This window comes from Citrobacter sp. GW821-FHT02E08 (assembly GCF_059421685.1).
The window spans coordinates 80452-101954 of sequence record NZ_JBWKVL010000012.1 but is presented as its reverse complement, the minus strand read 5'-3'; the positions used below and the strand labels follow the sequence as shown (position 1 = coordinate 101954).

18 protein-coding genes are annotated in these 21503 nt (G+C 54.9%); 8 read left to right on the top strand and 10 right to left on the bottom strand.

From position 1 onward, the window contains the following. Positions 1-3 precede the first annotated feature (3 nt). Together AC07UY_RS15760 and AC07UY_RS15755 are read left to right on the top strand one after the other, a co-directional pair. A complete protein-coding gene (locus tag AC07UY_RS15760) occupies positions 4-864 on the top strand; it encodes a ketose 1,6-bisphosphate aldolase (RefSeq protein ID WP_301702107.1) in 861 nt (286 codons plus the stop codon). Then, positions 861-1865 carry a carbohydrate kinase family protein gene (locus AC07UY_RS15755; protein ID WP_203359261.1) on the top strand — a complete coding sequence of 335 codons (1005 nt, stop codon included), beginning with the start codon at positions 861-863 and terminating at the stop codon, positions 1863-1865. Before AC07UY_RS15760 ends, AC07UY_RS15755 begins: the two co-directional genes overlap by 4 nt. Before the next feature lie 27 nt (positions 1866-1892). On the opposite strand, the gene AC07UY_RS15750 is transcribed toward AC07UY_RS15755, so the two are convergent. Further along, on the bottom strand, positions 1893-2624 hold the full coding sequence (locus AC07UY_RS15750; RefSeq protein ID WP_494701542.1) for a response regulator transcription factor: 732 nt from the start codon (positions 2622-2624) through the stop codon (positions 1893-1895). Between the two features lie 287 nt (positions 2625-2911). On the opposite strand from AC07UY_RS15750, the gene fdhF reads away from it, so the two are divergent. Further along, positions 2912-5059: a formate dehydrogenase subunit alpha gene (fdhF, locus tag AC07UY_RS15745; protein ID WP_494701516.1), complete on the top strand. Its 2148-nt coding sequence runs from the start codon at positions 2912-2914 to the stop codon at positions 5057-5059. A 107-nt stretch (positions 5060-5166) separates the two neighbouring features. Next, positions 5167-5856 carry a Sel1 family TPR-like repeat protein YjcO gene (gene yjcO, locus AC07UY_RS15740; protein WP_203359263.1) on the top strand — a complete coding sequence of 230 codons (690 nt, stop codon included), beginning with the start codon at positions 5167-5169 and terminating at the stop codon, positions 5854-5856. 101 nt (positions 5857-5957) lie between these two features. On the opposite strand, the gene gltP is transcribed toward yjcO, so the two are convergent. The 8 genes from gltP to nrfA form a co-directional block, all read right to left on the bottom strand. Beyond that, positions 5958-7271 (bottom strand): glutamate/aspartate:proton symporter GltP, encoded by a 1314-nt coding sequence (gene gltP / locus AC07UY_RS15735; RefSeq protein WP_192613741.1) that lies wholly within the window; start codon positions 7269-7271, stop codon positions 5958-5960. Between the two features lie 345 nt (positions 7272-7616). Then, positions 7617-8219 (bottom strand): heme lyase NrfEFG subunit NrfG, encoded by a 603-nt coding sequence (gene nrfG / locus AC07UY_RS15730; RefSeq protein WP_494701541.1) that lies wholly within the window; start codon positions 8217-8219, stop codon positions 7617-7619. Between the two features lie 125 nt (positions 8220-8344). Continuing rightward, positions 8345-8833 (bottom strand): heme lyase NrfEFG subunit NrfF, encoded by a 489-nt coding sequence (nrfF, locus tag AC07UY_RS15725; RefSeq protein ID WP_494701515.1) that lies wholly within the window; start codon positions 8831-8833, stop codon positions 8345-8347. Then, complete coding sequence (locus AC07UY_RS15720; protein ID WP_494701514.1) at positions 8826-10703, bottom strand: heme lyase CcmF/NrfE family subunit; 1878 nt, start codon at positions 10701-10703, stop codon at positions 8826-8828. The genes nrfF and AC07UY_RS15720 overlap by 8 nt, the downstream gene beginning before the upstream one ends. 4 nt (positions 10704-10707) lie before the next feature. Beyond that, positions 10708-11664 (bottom strand): cytochrome c nitrite reductase subunit NrfD, encoded by a 957-nt coding sequence (nrfD, locus tag AC07UY_RS15715; RefSeq protein WP_494701513.1) that lies wholly within the window; start codon positions 11662-11664, stop codon positions 10708-10710. Continuing rightward, a complete protein-coding gene (nrfC, locus tag AC07UY_RS15710; protein WP_203359267.1) occupies positions 11661-12332 on the bottom strand; it encodes a cytochrome c nitrite reductase Fe-S protein in 672 nt (223 codons plus the stop codon). The genes nrfD and nrfC overlap by 4 nt, the downstream gene beginning before the upstream one ends. Then, on the bottom strand, positions 12329-12895 hold the full coding sequence (gene nrfB / locus AC07UY_RS15705; protein WP_494701512.1) for a cytochrome c nitrite reductase pentaheme subunit: 567 nt from the start codon (positions 12893-12895) through the stop codon (positions 12329-12331). The genes nrfC and nrfB overlap by 4 nt, the downstream gene beginning before the upstream one ends. Before the next feature lie 102 nt (positions 12896-12997). Beyond that, entirely contained in the window at positions 12998-14434 is a 1437-nt protein-coding gene (gene nrfA / locus AC07UY_RS15700) for an ammonia-forming nitrite reductase cytochrome c552 subunit (RefSeq protein WP_203359269.1), read from the bottom strand. A 434-nt stretch (positions 14435-14868) separates the two neighbouring features. Here nrfA and acs point away from each other — a divergent pair, with 434 nt between their 5' ends. The 4 genes from acs to AC07UY_RS15680 all read left to right on the top strand — a co-directional run bounded on the left by acs (position 14869) and on the right by AC07UY_RS15680 (position 20466). Continuing rightward, positions 14869-16827, top strand: coding sequence for an acetate--CoA ligase (gene acs, locus AC07UY_RS15695; RefSeq protein ID WP_494660396.1), 1959 nt, complete (start codon positions 14869-14871; stop codon positions 16825-16827). 235 nt (positions 16828-17062) lie between these two features. Further along, positions 17063-17377 (top strand): DUF485 domain-containing protein, encoded by a 315-nt coding sequence (locus tag AC07UY_RS15690; RefSeq protein ID WP_192613749.1) that lies wholly within the window; start codon positions 17063-17065, stop codon positions 17375-17377. Beyond that, entirely contained in the window at positions 17374-19023 is a 1650-nt protein-coding gene (gene actP / locus AC07UY_RS15685; RefSeq protein ID WP_494660395.1) for a cation/acetate symporter ActP, read from the top strand. The genes AC07UY_RS15690 and actP overlap by 4 nt, the downstream gene beginning before the upstream one ends. A gap of 153 nt (positions 19024-19176) precedes the next feature. Continuing rightward, positions 19177-20466 (top strand): Gfo/Idh/MocA family protein, encoded by a 1290-nt coding sequence (locus AC07UY_RS15680; protein WP_494660394.1) that lies wholly within the window; start codon positions 19177-19179, stop codon positions 20464-20466. A 42-nt stretch (positions 20467-20508) separates the two neighbouring features. Here the strand turns inward: AC07UY_RS15680 and AC07UY_RS15675 are convergent, their stop codons facing one another. Then, positions 20509-21456 (bottom strand): hypothetical protein, encoded by a 948-nt coding sequence (locus AC07UY_RS15675; protein WP_203359273.1) that lies wholly within the window; start codon positions 21454-21456, stop codon positions 20509-20511. Positions 21457-21503: the final 47 nt, after the last annotated feature.

Here is a 21503-nt window from a genome sequence, read left to right as displayed (position 1 = left end):
GTTATGCCACTGATTTCTCTTGCTGATGGGCTCGCCCACGCCCGTGAGCATCGCTACGCGTTAGGGGCGTTTAACGTGCTGGACTCCCACTTTTTGCGCGCGCTGTTTGCCGCGGCGAAGCAGGAACGTTCGCCGTTTATCATCAATATTGCCGAAGTACATTTTAAGTATGTCTCGCTGGATTCGCTGGTCGAGATGATTAAATTCGAGGCTGCCCGCCACGACATTCCGGTGGTGCTTAATCTCGACCACGGCCTGCATTTTGAATCGGTGGTGCAGGCGCTACGTCTGGGCTTTAGTTCGGTGATGTTTGACGGCTCGACGCTTGAGTATGAAGAGAACATTCGCCAGACCCGCGAAGTGGTAAAAATGTGCCACGCCGTGGGCGTATCCGTAGAGGCTGAACTGGGGGCCGTCGGCGGTGACGAAGGCGGCGCGCTGTATGGTCATGCCGACGAATCGCTGTTTACCGATCCGCTGCTGGCGCGGGACTTTGTCGACAGAACCGGGATTGACGCCCTCGCGGTCGCCATCGGCAACGCGCACGGTAAATACAAAGGTGAGCCGAAACTCGACTTCCCACGCTTAGATGAGATCCGCCAGCAGGCCGCGATCCCCCTGGTGCTGCACGGCGGTTCCGGCATCAGCGACGCGGATTTTCGTCGCGCCATCGAACTGGGCATTCACAAAATCAACTTCTACACCGGAATGTCTCAGGCAGCGCTGGCCGCCATCGAATCGCGCATGGCGAACCGCCAGCCACTGTACGATGAATTTGCCGAGCTATTGCTGGGCATTGAGGCCGCAATTACCGATACCGTCTCTGAGCAAATGCGCATTTTTGGCAGCGCGGGGCAAGTGTGATGGAACGCAAAGGTATCATCGCTGCGGGCAATATGCTGGTCGATCACGTGCATCAAATAGTGCAGTGGCCGGAGCGCGGCTGGCTGGCGGAAATTAGTCACAGCGAGCGCTCTACGGGCGGCGCACCGCTCAACGTCTTGTTGACGCTGGCAAAAATGCATACCGGTTTGCCTTTGCAGGCGGTGGGGCTTATCGGTCAGGACAGCGACGGCGACTACATTATGGCGATGCTGGAGCAGTATCATGTCAATCGCCAGCACGTGCAGCGCACCACCTTCGCGCCGACCTCAATGTCGCAAGTGATGACCGACCCCAGCGGCCAGCGCACCTTTTTTCACTCGCCTGGCGCGAACCGCCTGCTGGATCTGCCCGCCTTTGATCGGCTCGACAACACGATGAAAATCTTCCATCTCGGTTATCTGCTGCTGCTCGACAGTCTGGATATGCCGGATGGCCAGTACGGTACGCGCAGCGCGCGGCTGTTGGCGCAAATGCGCGAGAATGGGTTTGAAACGTCGCTGGACCTGGTCTCACGCAAGGGCGACCCGCGTTATCAGCCGCTGGTGTTGCCCACGTTGCCTTATCTTGATTATCTGGTGATTAACGAGCTGGAAGCCGGTGAGTTCAGCGGTCTGGAGATTCGTTATCCGGACGGCGGACCGCATATTCCGCACATCGCCAGCATCGCGCGAGAGTTGCTCAACGCGGGCGTTCGACAGCGCGTGGTGATCCACTGCCCGGAAGGGGCGTGGGGGGAAACGCCGGACCAGCCTGGCGTCTGGATACCGTCGCAGAAACTGGCGCAGGAGGAGATCGTCGGCAGCGTTGGCGCAGGCGATGCCTTTTGCGCGGGCTTCCTGTACGGCTGTCATGAGTCATGGTCGCTGGCCGACAGCATTACGCTGGCGCATGCCTGCGCACGGGCTAGCCTGCTGTGTGCGAACGCCATTGACGGCGCCAAAACGCTGGCGGAGTTAAAAGCGGAAATGCCTGCTACTTGATGAATTGTGTAGGTCGGTTCAACAACATTATGCCGCCTTGTCGTGATGCTGAACGTCGGCGGCAAACACATACCCCAGACCGCGTATCGTTTTTATGAGCATCGGCTGATGCGGATTGGCTTCGATTTTGCGGCGCAAACGCATGATTAACACATCGATGGTGCGGTCAAACACCTCGATGCTGTCGCTGTGCGTGAGCGCCAGCAACTGCTCGCGGCTCAGAACCCGACGGGCATTTTGCGCCAACGCCACTAGCAGACTGTACTCCCCTTGCGTCAGATCTATCGATTGCTGCTGCGGATCACGCAACTGGCAACGCCCGGTATCCAGATGCCAGCCGTTAAAAGACAGGCCAGAGATTTGCGTCACGCCGCCTTCGGCTACCGGTACGCCGCCCCGGCGCAACACGGCTTTGACGCGCGCTACCACCACCCGGGGATTGAACGGTTTGCAGATGTAATCATCCGCCCCCATTTCCAGCCCCACCACCACATCAGACTCGCTGCTTATCCCTGTCAACATCACCACGGGCAGCGTCGGTCTGATTTTCTGGACCTGCTGTAACACCCTCAATCCGTTGATGTCGGGCAGCATCATGTCCAGCAGTACCAGCGCAATGTCGGGGCGCTCTTCGACGCAACGTATCGCCTCCTGTCCGGTATGGCAGGCGGTAACCGCAAAAACATGCTCGCTCAACACATCCTGCAGCAGCGCGCAGATTGCGGTGTCATCATCCACGATCAAAACAGCAGGCTTCATCATCCTTCCCCTTTCGTCTCTCACTCAGATGAGTGTGAATGATTCTGCCCGGAGTAACAGAAATTGCGCATGAGGAGATGCTGGAAACATAAGCACCGTCACATTGACTGGCTGTCACATATTTTGCATTCGTCACGTCAAAACTGACGACAGCCTGCTTTTCGTCAGCATTTTGCCCAAAATTTGCCCGTAATATCAGGGAATGCCCACAATAAAAAGATGGCATAAAAGATGCATACTGAAGGCGACAGCGCGTATGCGCGATTTGATTAACTGGAGCGAGACCGATGAAAAAAGTCGTCACGGTTTGCCCGTATTGCGCATCAGGTTGCAAAATCAACCTGGTGGTCGATAACGGCAAAATCGTTCGGGCGGAGGCGGCGCAGGGGAAAACCAATCAGGGTACCTTGTGTCTGAAGGGCTATTATGGCTGGGATTTTATCAATGATACCCAGATCCTGACCCCGCGCCTGAAAACCCCTATGATCCGTCGCCAGCGTGGCGGCAAACTGGAATCCGTGTCCTGGGATGAAGCGCTGAATTACGTTGCTGACCGCCTGAGCGCCATCAAAGCGAAGTATGGCCCGGATGCCATTCAGACTACCGGCTCCTCCCGCGGTACCGGTAATGAAACCAACTATGTAATGCAAAAATTCGCGCGCGCCGTTATTGGTACCAATAACGTTGACTGCTGCGCTCGCGTCTGACACGGCCCATCGGTTGCAGGTCTGCACCAATCGGTCGGTAACGGCGCAATGAGTAATGCTATCAATGAAATTGATAACACAGATTTAGTGTTCATCTTCGGGTATAACCCGGCGGATTCCCACCCTATCGTGGCGAATCACGTGATCAACGCTAAACGTAACGGGGCGAAAATTATCGTCTGCGATCCGCGCAAAATCGAAACCGCGCGTATTGCCGATATGCACGTTGCATTGAAAAACGGCTCGAATATCGCGCTGCTCAATGCGATGGGCCACGTCATTATTGAAGAAAACCTGTACGACCAGGCGTTCGTCGCCTCCCGTACGGAAGGGTTTGAAGAGTATCGTAAGATTGTCGAAGGCTATACGCCGGAGTCCGTCGAAGACATTACTGGCGTTAGCGCACAGGAAATTCGTCAGGCTGCGCGTATGTACGCGACCGCGAAAAACGCGACAATCCTGTGGGGCATGGGTGTCACCCAGTTCTACCAGGGCGTCGAAACCGTGCGTTCACTGACCAGCCTTTCCATGCTGACCGGTAACCTCGGTAAGCCAAGCGTGGGCGTTAACCCGGTTCGTGGCCAGAACAACGTTCAGGGCGCGTGCGACATGGGTGCGCTGCCGGATACCTATCCGGGCTACCAGTACGTGAAGTTCCCGGAAAACCGCGAGAAATTCGCCAAAGCCTGGGGCGTGGAAAGTCTGCCTGCACATACCGGCTATCGCATTAGCGAACTGCCGCACCGTGCGGCGCATGGCGAAGTTCGCGCAGCGTACATTATGGGTGAAGATCCGCTTCAGACCGATGCGGAACTCTCTGCTGTGCGCAAAGGGTTTGAGGATCTGGAACTGGTCATCGTGCAGGACATCTTCATGACCAAAACCGCCGCTGCCGCAGACGTTATTTTGCCGTCTACGTCATGGGGTGAGCATGAAGGCGTCTTCTCTGCCGCTGACCGTGGCTTCCAGCGCTTCTTCAAAGCGGTTGAGCCGAAGTGGGATCTGAAAACAGACTGGCAAATCATCAGTGAAATCGCGACCCGTATGGGTTATCCGATGCACTACAACAACACCCAGGAAATCTGGGATGAGTTGCGCAATCTGTGCCCAGAATTCTACGGTGCCACCTACGAGAAGATGGGCGAACTGGGCTACATCCAGTGGCCATGCCGCGATACGTCGGATGCCGATCAGGGGACCTCTTACCTCTTTAAAGAGAAGTTCGACACCCCGAACGGCCTGGCGCAGTTCTTCACCTGTGACTGGGTAGCGCCTATCGACAAGCTCACCGAAGAGTATCCGATGGTGCTCTCTACGGTGCGTGAAGTCGGCCACTACTCTTGCCGTTCGATGACCGGTAACTGTGCGGCGCTGGCAGCACTGGCGGATGAACCTGGCTATGCGCAAATCAATACCGACGACGCTGAGCGTCTGGGTATTAAAGATGAAGAGCTGGTGTGGGTTAACTCACGCAAGGGCAGAGTCATCACCCGTGCAGCAGTGAGCGATCGTCCGAACAAAGGCGCGATTTACATGACCTACCAGTGGTGGATTGGTGCATGTAATGAACTGGTGACCGAGAACTTAAGCCCGATTACCAAAACGCCGGAGTATAAATACTGTGCCGTCAACATTGAACGCATTGCCGATCAGCGCACTGCCGAACAGTATGTGATTGACGAGTACACCAAGCTGAAAACTCGCCTGCGCGAAAGTGCGATGGGCTAATCGGTTTTCGTTTGATATCCGCCTCAACAGCCTCCTTCTGGAGGCTGTTTTTTTATCTAAAAGATCGCTCTATACTGCCTATTCCGTACCCTAAACATAAAAATAAGATGAAACGACTTTTCGCATTGATGTTAATGATGACATGCGTTGCCCATGCCGAAGAGCCAGAGCCGGGTAGCCAGTATTTGAAGGCCGCCGAATCCGGAGACCGACGTGCGCAATACTATCTCGCAGACAGTTGGTTTAGCTCAGGTAACCTGAGCAAGGCCGAATTCTGGGCGCAAAAATCAGCGGATAACGGTGATGCGGACGCCTGCGCATTACTGGCGCAAATCAAGATAACCAATCCGGTGAGTCTGGATTACCCCGAGGCCAGGACGCTCGCCGAAAAAGCCGTACAGGCAGGGAGTCTGCCGGGCGAAATTACGCTGGCGCGCATTTTGGTCAATACCCAGGCGGGTCACCCCGATTACCCAAAAGCGATTTCACTACTGCAAAACGCCTCTGAAAATCTGGAAAATGACTCTGCCGTCGACGCACAAATGCTGCTCGGGTTGATTTACGCCAACGGTGTGGGGATCCCCGCAGACGATGATAAAGCCACCTGGTACTTCAAGCGTAGCTCCGCGATTTCCCGTACCGGATATTCCGAATACTGGGCCGGAATGATCTTCCTCAACGGTGAACAGGGTTTTATCGAGAAGAATAAACAGAAGGCGCTGCACTGGTTGAATCTGAGCTGTATGGAAGGGTTTGATACCGGCTGCGAAGAGTTTGAAAAGTTAACCAATGGGTGAATCAGATTGCCTGATGGCGACGCTCTCGCGTCTTATCAGGCCTACAAAGGAAGTGTAGGCCGGATAAGCGAAGCGCCATCCGGCAATCAACCCGCAATCAATTATTGATCGGCGGTTTTATCGAATTTGCCCAGCACTTCGCGCTCATACGCCAGCGCTTTTTTACGGTCAAATTTGTGTTCCCACTTGGCAATTACCAGTACCGCCAGCGCATTGCCCACCACGTTCAACGCCGTACGCGCCATGTCGAGGATACGGTCAACACCGGCAATAAACGCCAGACCTTCCAGCGGGATCCCCACGCTACCCAACGTTGCCAGCAGCACCACGAAAGAAACGCCCGGCACGCCGGCAATCCCTTTCGATGTCACCATTAACGTCAGCACCAGCACGATTTCCTGCCACAGCGACAGGTCGATGCCGTACAGTTGCGCGATAAAAATGGCCGCAATACTCTGGTACAACGTTGAGCCATCGAGGTTAAAGGAGTACCCGGTTGGCACCACGAAACTGGTGATCGACGCCGGTGCGCCGTAAGCTTCCATCTTCTCAATGATGCGCGGCAGCACGCTCTCCGAGCTGGCCGTCGAGTATGCCAGAATCAGTTCATCCTTCAGGATACGAATCAGGATCCAGATGCTCAGTCCGCATATCCGCGCCACAATTCCCAGCACCACCAGGGCAAAGAACAGAATCGCGAAGTGAACCAGCAGCACCAGTTTCGCCAGCGGCCACAGCGACGCAAAACCAAAGTTGGCGACGGTGACGGCGATCAATGCAAACACACCGACTGGCGCATAGCGCATCACCATGTGCGTCACTTTGAACATGGTTTCTGAAATGGAGCGGAACACTGCCACCAGCGGTTCGCGGTGCGTTGACGGCAACGATGACAGGCCGAGACCAAACAGTACCGAGAAGAAGATAATCGGCAGCATGTCACCTTTCGCCATCGACGCGATGATGTTGGTCGGCACCAGCGACAAGATGGTGCCCATCAAGCCATGCGCGTGGCTCTGCACCTCTGCCGTCGTGTTCTGATATTTCGAAATATCCGCCGTCGCCAGCTGCGACATATCGATCCCGGAACCGGGCTGGAACACGTTCGCCAGGGTAATCCCAAGGATAATGGCAACCGTCGTGATCACTTCGAAATAGATAATGGTTTTGGCGCCAATACGCCCCAGTTGCTTCGCGTCGCCGACGCCTGCAATACCGACCACAAGGGTAGAAATCACAATTGGCACAACGATCATTTTGATCAGGTGGATAAAGATATCACCCGCCGGAGAGAGCAGGTTTACTACCAGCCATTCGCGGCTGTCACTGTGATAATGCAGATAACTGCCCAGCAGAATGCCCAGCACCATAGCCAGCAAAATTTGCCAGGCCAGGCTGATTTTCATGTTTTTCATAACGACAGACTTCCTCAATGAAGCGCCATTCTACGTGCGCTGACGTGAGAATGGTTACATACTGAAAGGGTATGAATTGTGTTGCGTACGTTTGTAGTGTTTTTTAACGGGCATAATCAGTACCATTTACACGGCATCTTGTGCAACCCTTTAAGAACGAGGCTTTTCGCTAATTTAATGCATAATAATGCGAGTTTATCGCGATAATCATCAATAACCATTTGTTATGAAAAGATTTTTATAGCCATCGTTTTGAATAATACACTTTTGGAATCATTTTAATCTTTTTGTTCATTTGATTATTTTATAAACACCAAAAAAGACCAAAATCACAAAAAAGTGAAATCATTCCTGCTGATTCCGCAACAATTTCGCCATATTAATAGCGTCTATGAGCTGCACGCGGTTAACTCTCGGCGAGTTCAAATCCAGTAATTGTTGCCACAATGAAATGGCTTGTACGTAGTTAGCCTGCATAAACGCATCAGAGGCCAATAACATCAACGCCGTCACTTCCGTCGCATCCAGCGCCAGCGCTTTATCAATCATTTCCCGCGTCGCTGGCGTCATATGCTGCCCGGACTGGTAGTACAACACCGTTGCCAGCGCCGAATAGATCTCCGCGTTTTCGCCCTTCAGGCGCAGTGCCTGACGGTAGGCCAGCAGCGCATTCTGATACGCGTTGCGCCACAGATAATACTCGCCGAGCATCGCCCACTGCTCACTGTCCTGCGGATTCGCACGAATCTTCGCCTGCAACGCCAGCAACTGTTTTTCAGGGGTCTGCTCATCAGCAAAAATGTGTAGCGGGTCCGCCAGCCGCTGCTGCTCCTGGCGCACCGCATGCCATTTAGGGCTAAGCAGATAACCGCCGACGCAGAGCAGCAACACGCCTGCCGCAACGGCAGTCATCACTTTCACCGGCAACGGACGTAATGGTACGCCCATCACCACCGGTTCTTCCAGATCGTGATGTAGCTCACACTGCAAGGGTGTTGCGGCCCCCTCAGACATCTGCTGACTGGCCTGGCGCTGGCTGTGACGCAGCAGTTGTACGCTCACCTGATGCAAACTCATTCGCCCTCCTTTTTGCTCTGGCTGATGCTCGCCCGCCATAACAGGACGCCTGCCAGCAATAACAGAACGCAGGGCAACGCCCACAGCACGATCGTTTGTCCCGTCAACGGTGGGTTATAGAGGACAAATTCGCCGTAACGTTGCGTCATCCAGAGCGTGATCTCCTCTTCGCTTTTCCCTTCTGCCACCATGGTGAAAACCTGGTGGCGCATACTCACCGCAACAGGCGCATTGGATTCCAGCAAGTTTTGATTCTGGCACTGCGGACAACGCAACTGGCTGGCAATAAACAGGGACTTTTCCTGCTGTTGCGGGCTTTCAAAGGCCCAGGTGTCTACAACCTGAGCGTGGCTGGTAAAGGAGGTGAAAAACAGTAAGATAAACGCGATGATAATGCCTGATGGCGCTGCGCTTATCAGGCCTACACGGCGCTCGAATAACGCATTTACGCCGCCATCCGGCAAAAATGGGGTCATCTTAGGCATCGCGTTTTCTCCCTCGCCATCCGCTGAGCAACGCCCCGAACACCATCAACAGCCCACCGCCCCATATCCAGCGAACGCCGGTCTGCACGTACAAACGCATGGCGTAACGGTCCTGCCCGGTTTTTTCGCCGATGACCGCATACCAGTCGTGAAGCAGATTCCAGCGAATACCCGGCTCCATCATCTGCTGGCGACGCGCAGCATAGAAGCGCCGTTCAGGCAGCAGACTGCCAATGCGCGTCTTATCCTGCCACAGCGAAATCAGCGCTTTCTCGGTGGTGTAATTCCCCTTTGCTTCCAGGTCGAGGCGCTCATAACGGAAGGTATAACCCGCCAGCTCAACCTGCTGCCCCGGACTCAGATTAAGACTGACCTCCTGTCGGCTCCCGCTGGAGAAGATGATCCCCGCCGCCACAATCAGTACCCCACTGTGCGCCAGCAGCGCCGGAAGCTGACGGCGCAACGCATCAGCGGGCTGAAACCAGAGCCGCAGCATCACTGCCGCCACCAGGCCACACGCCAGCGCTTCTGCCGCACCGAGCGACCAGCATAGCGCGACCGCCAGCAACCCAATCGCAAAGGGCCATACCCGACGGTGCAGGGAGATGGGCGGCGAACGTTTCCAGAATCCGCCCGCCGAGAGCCCTATCACCACCAGCATCAGCAGACCAAAAGGCAATGTGGCGCGGTTAAAATAGGGGGCGCCAACAGAGAGTCGCCCCCACCCCAACAGGCCGTAGAGCATGGGGTAGAGCGTACCAATGAGCACAATCAGCAGTACCGCGCTAAAAAACAGCAGTGCCGCCAGAATCAGCATTTCGCGCGACCAGAGGGTGAATCGCGCAGCCTGCTGTGTGACCCGCGCCCGCCAGCCGTACAGACCCAGCGATGCCAGACTCAGGGCACAGAAGAGTCCAAACAACGGTACGGCGCGCACGTTATCCAGCGCAAAGGCGTGTACGGAAACCAAAATGCCGGAGCGCACAATCAGCGTGCCCAACAGCGAAAGGATCAGGGTCAGAATGGCCAGCAGCAGCGACCAGTGGCGGAAGATGCCACGCTGACGTGAGACATACAGGCTGTGCAGCAACGCGCTGGCGGAAAGCCAGGGCAATAAGGAGGCGTTTTCCACCGGGTCCCAGAACCACCAGCCGCCCCAGCCCAGTTCGCAATACGCCCACCATGATCCGAGAATGATGCCGAGCGTCAGCGCGCACCAGCCGGGCAACGCCCAACGCCAGCAGACCCAGGCCGTTGCCGCGCTAAAACCGCCACGCAACAGCGACGCTAATGCCACGCCCGCCGCCACCATCAAACCGCCGTAACCAAGATAGAGCAACGGAGGATGAAGAATTAACCCGAGATGTTGCAGCATCGGATTGAGATCGCGTCCTTCGATGGCAGGCGGAAAGAGGCGCACAAACGGATCGGACCACACCACCACGAACAGCAGCAGTAAGGCCGTGATGACTGACAAAATGCTGAGCGTCAGCGGGAACAGAGGATCAGACTGCCTGCGATAACGCCAGGCAAACAGCGCCCCCCAGCCGGAAAGCAGCAGCACCCACAGCAGCAGAGATCCTTCGTGCCCCCCCCACACCGCAGCCAGTTTTAATCCCCACGGCAATAAACGGTAGCTGTGCTGGGCAACGTAAACGACCGAGAAGTCGCTGGTGAGAAAGCAGATAACCAGAATGGAAAACGCGAGCAGTAACAGGACAAACTGCGCCAGCAAGCCCACCGTCGCCAGAGGCATAACACGCTGCCAGCGCAGGCGAATGCCCGAAAGCGTAACAAGCGGGGTCAACACGTTGACCCCGAGACTCAATAGCAGCGCCAGAAACCCGGCTTCAGGAAGGAAGAGATCCAAAAAGCTATGCCACCGTCAGTTGCCCTGCATAAAGAATAAAGAAGCGCAGCAACAACACACCGGTCAGACTGGCGCCGCACACCGCCAGCACGCCATGAAATGTCGAACCGCGATTTGCCCAGGGCTTCAGCAGCATCGGCACAATCAATCCCAATCCCGCCACGCCGAGCCAGAACCACCAGGTCCAGAATCCACCGCCCAAGGCCGCCGACAGCGCGCGCATTTTGCCGTCATCACCCAGCGCCAGCCCGACGAAAAACGCCGCCAGCAGGAAGATCTCCAGCCACACCACCGGGGTTTCCATGCGATGCACAAAGTGCGCTTCGGTGCTGTGCGGATTGCCGCGATGGCGCAAAGCCATGGCAATCAGCGCTACCGCCGCCCCGGAAGAGATCCCCGAGAACAGGAACAGGACCGGCAAAATCGGGTTATTCAGGAACGGATAGGACTTCAGCGCCGAGAGCAGAAAACCGGTATACGCCCCGAGCAGCACCGCCAGAACCAGCATCACCGTTTCAAGCAAACGGTGGAACGGCGTCAGCAGCGTGAGAACCTTTTGTACCAGTCCCAGGCGTGGCAACCAGCGCTGTTGCAGGGCAATCACCTCTTTTTCAAAGATTTTTGCCAGCCACAGGGCAAGCACCACCATATAAAGCTGGAACAGCATGACCCCCATCGACATCACCGAGGTGAAGCTGTAGTGGAACATCAGCTTCCAGAAGGTCCACGGGCGCGTCAGGTGGAAGACAAGGATCAGCAGGCCGAGAATAATCGCGCCCGGCCCCACCACCAGCGTCGTACGCAGCAGCGTGCTGTCCGCCCCGCCCACCTCTGGATGGAAACGCCGCAGCAAAATGGCCAGTGTGACCAGCCCGGCGGAGATCCCAATCAAAAACAGGTAGATGGCAATGGGCCAGTCCCACACCAGCGATTCAAAATGGAAAGCAGAAGCGTGTGTCATTGGCTCACCTCCCCAAATTTAAAGGGAACGCGGTAGACCTTCGGTTTAGTCCCCAACGCCAGCTTGTAGCGGTAGGTCGTTTTCTGCTGCAACAGACGAGAAATATCGCTGTTGGGATCGTCCAGATTGCCAAACGTCAGCGCCTTCGTCGGGCAGGACTCGACGCAGGCGGGCAGCTTGCCCGCTTTCAGATTGGTCTTCCGGCAGAAATCGCACTTATCCGCCGTCTTCGTGACCGGGTGGATAAACCGCACGCGGTACGGACAGGCGGCGATACAGTACTGACAGCCGACGCAGAGATCCGGATCCACATCCACAATGCCGCTGGCGGCATCGCGGAATGAGGCCCCCGTCGGGCAGACGTCAACGCAGGGCGCATGGTCGCAGTGCTGGCACGAGTGACGGAAGAAGCGATACTTCACATCCGGGAATGTGCCCTGCGGCTCGCTACGAATAATCGTCAGACGCGAGACCCCTTCCGGCACCTGATTCACTTCCCGACAGGCATCCATACAGGCGGTACAGCCGATGCACAATGTTTCATCATGCACCATACCGTAACGTACTCCGTTGATGTTCAACGTTTTCGCCACCACGCGTCCAGCCGTTGCGCTCACCGCCACCAGCGCGCCGACGCGGGTGATAAACTGGCGACGGGAGCAACTCATGGATGCTCCTTAAGCAAGGGAACGGACGCCGGATTAAAGTTCGGATTGTTACGCTGATCGCTGTGGCAATCGACGCAAATCTTGACCCGTTCTTTTTCATTTAACGTCTGCATCGTGTCTTGTTTTGGATGCAACGTGTGGCAACTGGCGCACGTCACTTTCGTCACATGGACATCGTGAGGCCAGAACGCTTTTTGCAACTGCTCGGGCAGGTGACAGGACATACAGACGCTGTTCTGCTGCTCGACGTTGTACATCGGCTCGTTAAAGCGCATCACATCCTTCACCCCTTCGCGGTGCTGGGGCGACGGCTGGCCATGACAGTTAGTGCAGGTGACCGGCAGTTTGTTATTTGGGTTAATGGCAGAGGCATGTTTACCATGCATACCTTCGGTGTCCGGCTTGTGGCAGTCCAGGCAAGCGGCATCAGGGCTGCGCTGCTGAGTCACCGTCCAGCGTTGTTCAGACTCCTGCGGCGTTGGCGTGGCGGTCATTCCACTCAGGCTCCAGAACAGACCTGACGCCAGCACCCCAGCAGTTAATAACGAACGTAATACGCTCATATTCACTCCGTTGCATAATGCCTGATGGCGCTACGCTTATCAGGCCTACAAGACTTCCGTAGGCCGGATAAAGCGCTTGCGCTGTCATCCGGCAAATTGAGGTTATTGGCTTAACAGACCGTTTTTACGCGCCTGATCTTCCCATTGCGGAATCACCGTTTTAATGAAGTCCTGCTTCTCGGCGTTGATTTTCTGCACGTCCAGACCAATCGCCTGCTGGGCTTTCTCTTTGGTGGAGATGTCCGGCAGAGGGATTTCATGCGTGATGCCTTTCGTCGCCAACAGACGCACCAGTTTGGTTCGCGCATCCGCGGCTTTGTCCATCGCGCTACCCAGCATCCGCAGGCCTTCATCCGGGGCGTGCATATGAATACCGTGCGAGGCAATCGCCAGATCCCAGCGCCATTGCGCATGGCGGATATCTTCCAGAATCGGCTTCATTTCCGCCTCTGTCGCACCGGCATCCCACGCGGCTTTGGCTTCAAAATGGGCACGAACCAGCTGATCCTCAACCTTGATTTTCAGGTCATGAATCGCCTGTTTACGCTCGGCGACGACTTTTTGCAGCGCGGCTTTGTCTTGCGTATGGCAGTTGGCGCAGGTCTGGGCGAAGTTGTCGAACGGATTGCCAATCTTATGGTCGGTGTAGAGTTTGCCTTCGGCGTTCTGCACTTTCGGCATGTGACAGTCGATACAGGTCACGTTGTTTTTGCCGTGAATGCCCACGCTCCAGGTTTCATACTCCGGGTGCTGCGCTTTCAGCATTGGCGTTTTCGACAGCGAGTTGGTCCAGTCGGAGAAGGCGATCGTGTCGTAGTATTTCTCCATATTTTCAACTTTCACGCCTTCATCCCACGGGAATTTGACGGCTTTATTTTTACCGTCAAAGTAGTATTCCACGTGGCACTGTCCGCAAACCATTGATTGCTGGTCTAAACGGCTGGCCTTATCAAACGGTTTACCAATGGTTTCCATCGCACGTTCAGCATAGGGGCGCGACAGCGTGAGCTCCGGTTTGCCTTTGGCGAAATCTGGCGAGGCGGTGTTATGGCAATCGGCGCAGCCTAAATTGTTCACGATTTCCGGTCCGCCACGCGCCCATTTACCGTGGAAGTAACCGTCTTCACCGTCTTTCTGGATCAGACGCGCCACGTCCGGGCTTTTACAACTCCAGCAGGCCATCGGCAACGGGCCGTCCTCGGCGTTTTTCGGCGCGCCGGTACGCAGGGTTTCGCGAACATCGGTGACCGCATACGCGTGGCCACGCGGTTTGTTGTAATCACGGGAGAAGGGATATCCCGCCCACAGGATCACCAGTCGCGGGTCTTCAGCCAGCGCATCATCACGGGCTGACTGCTCTGAGGTGGCTTTCCAGGAGAGGTATTGATCGGGGTGTTGAGGTGCGAACGTTTCATTCTTCGCTTCAACGGTAACGGTTTTTGCGGGTACGGGCGTCTGTTCAGCGTAAACGGTGGAAATAAATAAAAAAGGCAATATCAGGCTGAAGAAACGGCGTGCGCGTTGTGTAATCCTTGCCATAGAGGTCTCATCCAGATTGCGCCATTGTCTGCAATGGCGGTTCTTTTATTGTTCTCCCATAACAGCAACCGCACGAACACTGTTATGACATTACTCCCCTCTATGTGTAACAAATAACCACACTTAAAATGTTGTTTTTAATCAATTGTAAGTGCATGTTAAATACCACTTTAGAGTTATTAACCTCCTTTATCGCCCACTTCTTTTATCAACTTTCGACACAACGCACACTTTCAAGAAAAAACTTATAACGTCATGTTATAGAAAGAATTAACTCATTTTTGCGAGTTCCCTTCAAAAAACAGTTTGCCGCTAATTTGCACAATTCCGTTATTGCGTGATCTGCCGCGCAAATACTAAACAAAACTGCCAAAGCCCCTATATTTAACGTTTATGAGACATATTATTAACATCTTACAAGGAGAACAAAAGCCATGAGCCAAATCCATAAACACGCTATTCCCGCAAACATTGCGGATCGTTGCCTGATCAATCCGGAGCAGTACGAAGCCAAGTATCAACAGTCAATTAACGATCCCAATACGTTTTGGGGCGAACAGGGCAAAATTCTCGACTGGATCAAACCGTATCAGAAGGTGAAAAACACCTCCTTTGCTCCAGGTAATGTCTCAATTAAATGGTACGAGGACGGCACGCTGAATCTGGCGGCAAACTGCCTTGACCGTCACCTGCAAGAAAACGGCGATCGCACCGCCATCATCTGGGAAGGCGACGACGCCTCACAGAGCAAACACATTACCTATCGCGAACTGCATCGCGGCGTCTGCCGTTTCGCCAACACCCTGCTTGAGCTGGGTATTAAAAAAGGCGACGTTGTGGCCATCTATATGCCGATGGTGCCGGAAGCGGCGGTCGCAATGCTGGCTTGCGCCCGTATCGGCGCCGTGCATTCCGTTATCTTTGGCGGCTTCTCACCGGAAGCCGTTGCCGGGCGCATTATCGACTCCAGCTCACGTCTGGTGATTACCGCCGATGAAGGCGTACGCGCCGGGCGCAGCATCCCTCTGAAAAAGAACGTCGATGACGCGCTGAAAAACCCTAACGTGAAGAGCGTTGAGCATGTGGTGGTTCTGAAGCGCACGGGCGGAAAAATTGACTGGCAGGAAGGTCGTGACCTGTGGTGGGGCGATCTGATTGAGCAGGCCAGCGCCGATCATCAGCCTGTCGAAGTGAACGCCGAAGACCCACTGTTCATCCTCTACACATCCGGTTCCACCGGCAAACCTAAAGGCGTGCTGCATACCACCGGGGGTTATCTGGTGTATGCCGCCACCACGTTCAAATATGTCTTTGACTATCACCCGGGCGATATCTACTGGTGTACCGCCGATGTGGGTTGGGTCACCGGACACAGCTACCTGCTGTACGGCCCGCTGGCCTGCGGCGCGACCACTCTGATGTTTGAAGGTGTACCGAACTGGCCGACCCCTGCGCGGATGTCGCAAGTGGTGGACAAACACCAGGTCAACATTCTCTACACCGCGCCTACCGCTATTCGCGCCCTGATGGCAGAAGGCGATAAGGCCATTGAAGGGACTGACCGCTCTTCCCTGCGTATCCTCGGTTCGGTTGGCGAACCTATCAACCCGGAAGCCTGGGAATGGTACTGGAAGAAGATCGGTAACGAGAAATGCCCGGTGATAGACACCTGGTGGCAGACGGAAACCGGTGGCTTTATGATCACGCCAATGCCGGGCGCTACTGCGTTAAAAGCAGGCTCCGCGACACACCCCTTCTTCGGCGTACAACCTGCGCTGGTAGATAACGAAGGCAATCCGCAGGAAGGCGCAGCCGAAGGCAATCTGGTGATCACCGACTCCTGGCCTGGCCAGGCGCGCACGCTGTTTGGCGATCACGAGCGCTTTGAGCAAACCTACTTCTCTACCTTCAAAAACATGTATTTCAGCGGTGATGGCGCCCGTCGTGACGAAGACGGCTATTACTGGATCACCGGACGCGTCGATGACGTGCTGAACGTTTCCGGTCACCGTCTGGGGACGGCGGAAATCGAGTCAGCGCTGGTGTCGCATCCAAAGATCGCCGAAGCGGCGGTGGTCGGTATTCCGCACAGCATCAAGGGGCAGGCGATTTATGCCTACGTGACGCTGAATCATGGCGAAGAACCGTCACCGGAGCTGTATACCGAAGTGCGTAACTGGGTGCGTAAAGAGATTGGCCCGCTGGCGACACCAGATGTGCTGCACTGGACCGACTCTCTGCCCAAAACCCGTTCAGGCAAGATTATGCGCCGCATTCTGCGCAAGATAGCGGCAGGCGATACCAGCAATCTGGGCGATACCTCAACCCTCGCCGATCCGGGCGTGGTAGAGAAACTGCTCGAAGAGAAGCAGGCCATCGCAATGCCTTCATAAGAAAAATATTCCGGATGGCGACGCATAAGCGTCTTATCCGGCCTACAAATCTGCCCCTACCCTCCCTTCACCGGGAGGGAATTATAAAAACCTCCCCCAAAGGATTTCGTGTTACAGGAAGGCGGCAATCGAGCACATCCCCAGCAGCATAGTTCACTATGTGACTGGGGTGGTTGAGTGCGGCCAACGAACCTGTGGCGCGAAAGACGAAGGGAATACCTCTGGAGACTCTGTGATGAATGACACTATTTATCAGCGGATAGAAGACAGCGCGCGTTTCAGGGAGTTAGTTGAAAAACGGCAACGGTTTGCCACCATTCTGTCGATTATCATGCTGGTGGTTTATATCAGCTTTATCCTTCTGATTGCTTTCGCGCCTGGCTGGCTGGGCACCCCACTGCATGCGGGCACCAGCGTCACCCGGGGTATTCCTATTGGTGTCGGGGTAATTCTTATCTCCTTCATTCTGACCGGTATTTATATCTGGCGAGCGAACAACGAATTCGACCGCCTGAACAACGCGGTACTGCACGAGGTAAAAGCATCATGAAGAGAGTCCTGACGGCGCTTGCCGCCACACTACCTTATGCTGCCAACGCAGCAGATGCGATTAGCGGTGCAGTTCAACGCCAGCCAACCAACTGGCAAGCGATCATCATGTTCCTGATTTTCGTCGTGTTTACGCTCGGTATTACTTACTGGGCCTCTAAACGCGTGCGCTCGCGTAATGACTATTACACGGCTGGCGGCAATATTACCGGCTTCCAGAACGGGCTGGCGATTGCGGGCGATTATATGTCTGCCGCCTCATTCCTTGGGATCTCCGCACTGGTCTTTACCTCCGGCTACGACGGGCTGATCTACTCGCTGGGCTTTTTGGTCGGCTGGCCGATCATTCTGTTCCTGATCGCAGAACGCCTGCGTAATCTGGGACGTTATACCTTTGCGGATGTGGCCTCTTACCGCCTGAAACAAGGGCCGATCCGTATTCTTTCTGCCTGCGGCTCACTGGTCGTCGTGGCGCTGTATCTGATCGCTCAGATGGTCGGCGCCGGTAAATTGATCGAACTGCTGTTCGGTCTGAACTACCACGTTGCGGTGGTGCTGGTCGGCGTACTGATGATGATGTACGTGCTGTTCGGCGGCATGCTGGCAACCACCTGGGTACAGATTATTAAAGCGGTGCTGTTGCTGTTCGGTGCCAGTTTTATGGCCTTTATGGTGATGAAGCACGTCGGCTTTAGCTTCAACAATCTGTTCACCGAAGCCATGGCGGTACACCCGAAAGGCTCTGCCATCATGAGTCCTGGTGGACTGGTGAAAGATCCGATTTCCGCACTTTCGCTGGGGCTGGGTCTGATGTTCGGTACGGCGGGCTTGCCGCACATTCTGATGCGTTTCTTCACGGTCAGCGATGCTCGCGAAGCGCGTAAAAGCGTGTTCTACGCCACCGGTTTTATGGGTTACTTCTACATCCTGACCTTTATCATCGGTTTTGGCGCGATCATGCTGGTCGGTGCTAACCCCGAGTATAAAGACGCTGCGGGCAAGTTGATTGGCGGCAACAACATGGCGGCAGTCCACCTGGCAAACGCAGTGGGCGGCAACCTGTTCCTCGGCTTTATCTCTGCAGTCGCCTTCGCCACCATTCTGGCAGTGGTCGCGGGTCTGACGTTGGCCGGGGCATCAGCGGTTTCTCACGATCTGTACGCCAACGTATTCCGTAAAGGCGCAACCGAACGTGAAGAGTTGCGGGTGTCGAAGATCACCGTACTGGTGCTGGGCGTGATTGCTATCGTGTTGGGCGTGCTGTTTGAAAACCAGAACATCGCCTTCATGGTGGGCCTGGCGTTTGCGATTGCGGCAAGCTGCAACTTCCCGATCATCCTGCTTTCAATGTACTGGTCAAAACTGACCACCCGGGGTGCGATGTTAGGCGGTTGGTTAGGCCTGTTAACCGCCGTGGTGCTGATGGTGCTTGGCCCAACTGTGTGGGTGCAGATCCTCGGTCACGAAAAAGCAGTCTTCCCGTATGAATACCCGGCGTTGTTCTCTATCTCTGCCGCATTCCTCGGGATCTGGTTCTTCTCAGCAACCGATAACTCCGAAGAAGGTAATCGTGAGCGTGAGCAGTTCCGCGCCCAGTTTATCCGTTCCCAGACCGGCCTTGGCGTAGAGCAAGGTCGCGCACATTAATCTCTCCTCCTCCCCGGCCATTATGGCCGGGGATCACATTTTTAGAATTGCGTTCTCCCCCTCTCCTGCAATAGCGATACAGTACCCAAACTGAATTGAAACGCCGTTTTTATTACATCAACACATTAATTCATTTAGTGAAAAGAGGATGCTATGAAAAAATATGCCCTGGTGGGAACCGGTGGGCGTGCGGGACTGTATATCTCGGCGATTGGCGGGCAGTGGCAAGAGAACGCCCGACTGGTCGCCTTTTGCGATACCAACCAAACCCGTATGAACTACGCCAATCAGTTGCTGGAGAAAGAAGGCGCAGTCCCCGCCTCCACCTGGAAAGCCCAGCAGTTTGAAGAGATGATCCGCGAAACCCGCCCGGATATCATTATTGTCACGACAATGGATCGCACACATGACGATTACATCGTCCGGGCGCTGCACGCGGGCTGCGATGTGATCACAGAAAAGCCGATGACCATCGATGAAAAGCGCGCGCTGCGCATCCTTGATGCCATTGAGGAAACCGGCAGGCAAGTACGGGTCGCCTTTAACTATCGCTATGCCCCACACCACAGCAAAGTGCGTGAACTGTTGATGAACGGCACTATCGGCGAGGTTTACTCCGTTCATTTTGAATGGCTGCTGAATACGGAGCACGGGGCCGATTATTTCCGTCGCTGGCACCGTGAAAAACGCAACAGCGGCGGTCTGCTGGTGCATAAATCCACCCACCATTTTGACCTGATGAACTTCTGGCTGGAGAGCTACCCGGAGCGCGTTTATGCCGAAGGCGGCCTACGTTTTTACGGTAAAGAGAACGCCGAACGCCGTGGCGTGACGCAATTTTACCCGCGCGCCCACGGTTACTCACACGCCAAAGATGATCCGTTTGCGCTACAGATGGCAGAAAATCCGCAGCTTAAAGCGCTCTATCTGGATGCCGAACATGAGGACAATTACTTCCGCGATCAAAGCGTGTTCAGCGACGGTATTACCATTGAAGACACCATGTCGGTGCTGGTGAAATACCAGAATCAGGTGCAGCTTACCTACTCACTGAATACGTATTTGCCCTGGGAAGGGTTAAACGTGGTCTTTAACGGCAGTGAAGGGCGCCTGGAGATGAAGATTGTTGAGAAATCTTACGTGAACGCCGGGGGTGAGCGTGAGAATGAGGGCAGTCTTGAGGCTTGCGATATCACCGTTTATCCGATGTTTGACGCACCGTGGAAGGCGGATTTCACACTGGGAGAAGGCGGACATGGGGGCGGTGATAACGCCATGCTGGCAGACCTGTTCGGCGAGCCACAGCATGACCCCCTCCAGCGCGCCGCCGACCACCGCGCCGGGGCGATGTCGATTCTCACAGGCATCGCCGGAAATATCTCTATACAGCAACAGCGTCCGGTGAACTTTACCGAGTTTGAACTGGTTTCGCGATTGAAATAAATCGCGAGCGCCATGCGGTGACAAGCCGCGTGGCGCTTTTCCCTACCCCACGGTAACGCTGCCAACCAGTCTGAGTTTTCCGTCAATCAGCTTAAAAATGTAGGACGACGCGCCATCGCAGTACTCAGAAAGGCCGGGGAGTTGTTTATTGGCGCTGGTCCCCAGATAAAGACGCAAACTCCCCTCTTCGAACTCGCCGCCAGCAACGGTATCGCACGTCCCTTCAACGGTATGCTTTTGCCCATTCTCCTCGTAAAAGAACATCCCATCGTCTTCTGCTGGAAAGTAGTGCCGTTTTTGTTCTTCTTCAGATAACGCATTTATCCTGCGCTCGCCGAGGGTCTGCACATCAGGATTCACCATGATTTCACTGAGCATCTGCAAGCTATCAATGACTTTTGTCGCATTTTTGTCAAAAACGGCCTCGGTGAGTTTTTCCGGTTCCTGCGAATCAATATGAGGGAAAAAGCCCCACGTATCGCCCTCAACCGGAAACACAAAATATGTTTTCAGCGCGGCAACGTCCTTTTCTCGCAGCGCCTGCTGGAACTGTTGCAACTGAACCAACATGCTCTTTTTCTGCTCTGGCGTGGTCGCCCCGCTGACCTCTTTTACATCATCCAACAGGAGTAAAACGGACGTGAAGTGCCAACCAGACTGCAAATACTGGGTTTCCCCCGTTACGATGACCTCTTTATCCAGACTCGGCGCGATGTCGGCGTAAGTGACTTTCGTCTTATCGATGAAAATAAGCTGCACTTCAGGAACCTGTTCGTCTGCGCTGGTGATATTGCATTCAAGAGGCTCGTTAAGCTGCAAAAAATCGTAAGTCAGCGCTTCGTCACCCTCCTCGATGCTTTCGAAATTCGGCGGGCCAGGGTAAGTGTGCTGCACCAGCTTACCCTGCAGGGTAATGTGTTGATTTTCATCAGGACACCAGGCCAAAACGGACTGGCTAAATAAGAGGGCAGACAGCCATAAATACTTCACACTTTGTATCCTTACATCAGCGAGTAGAGTTACCCGCCAGTGTAATG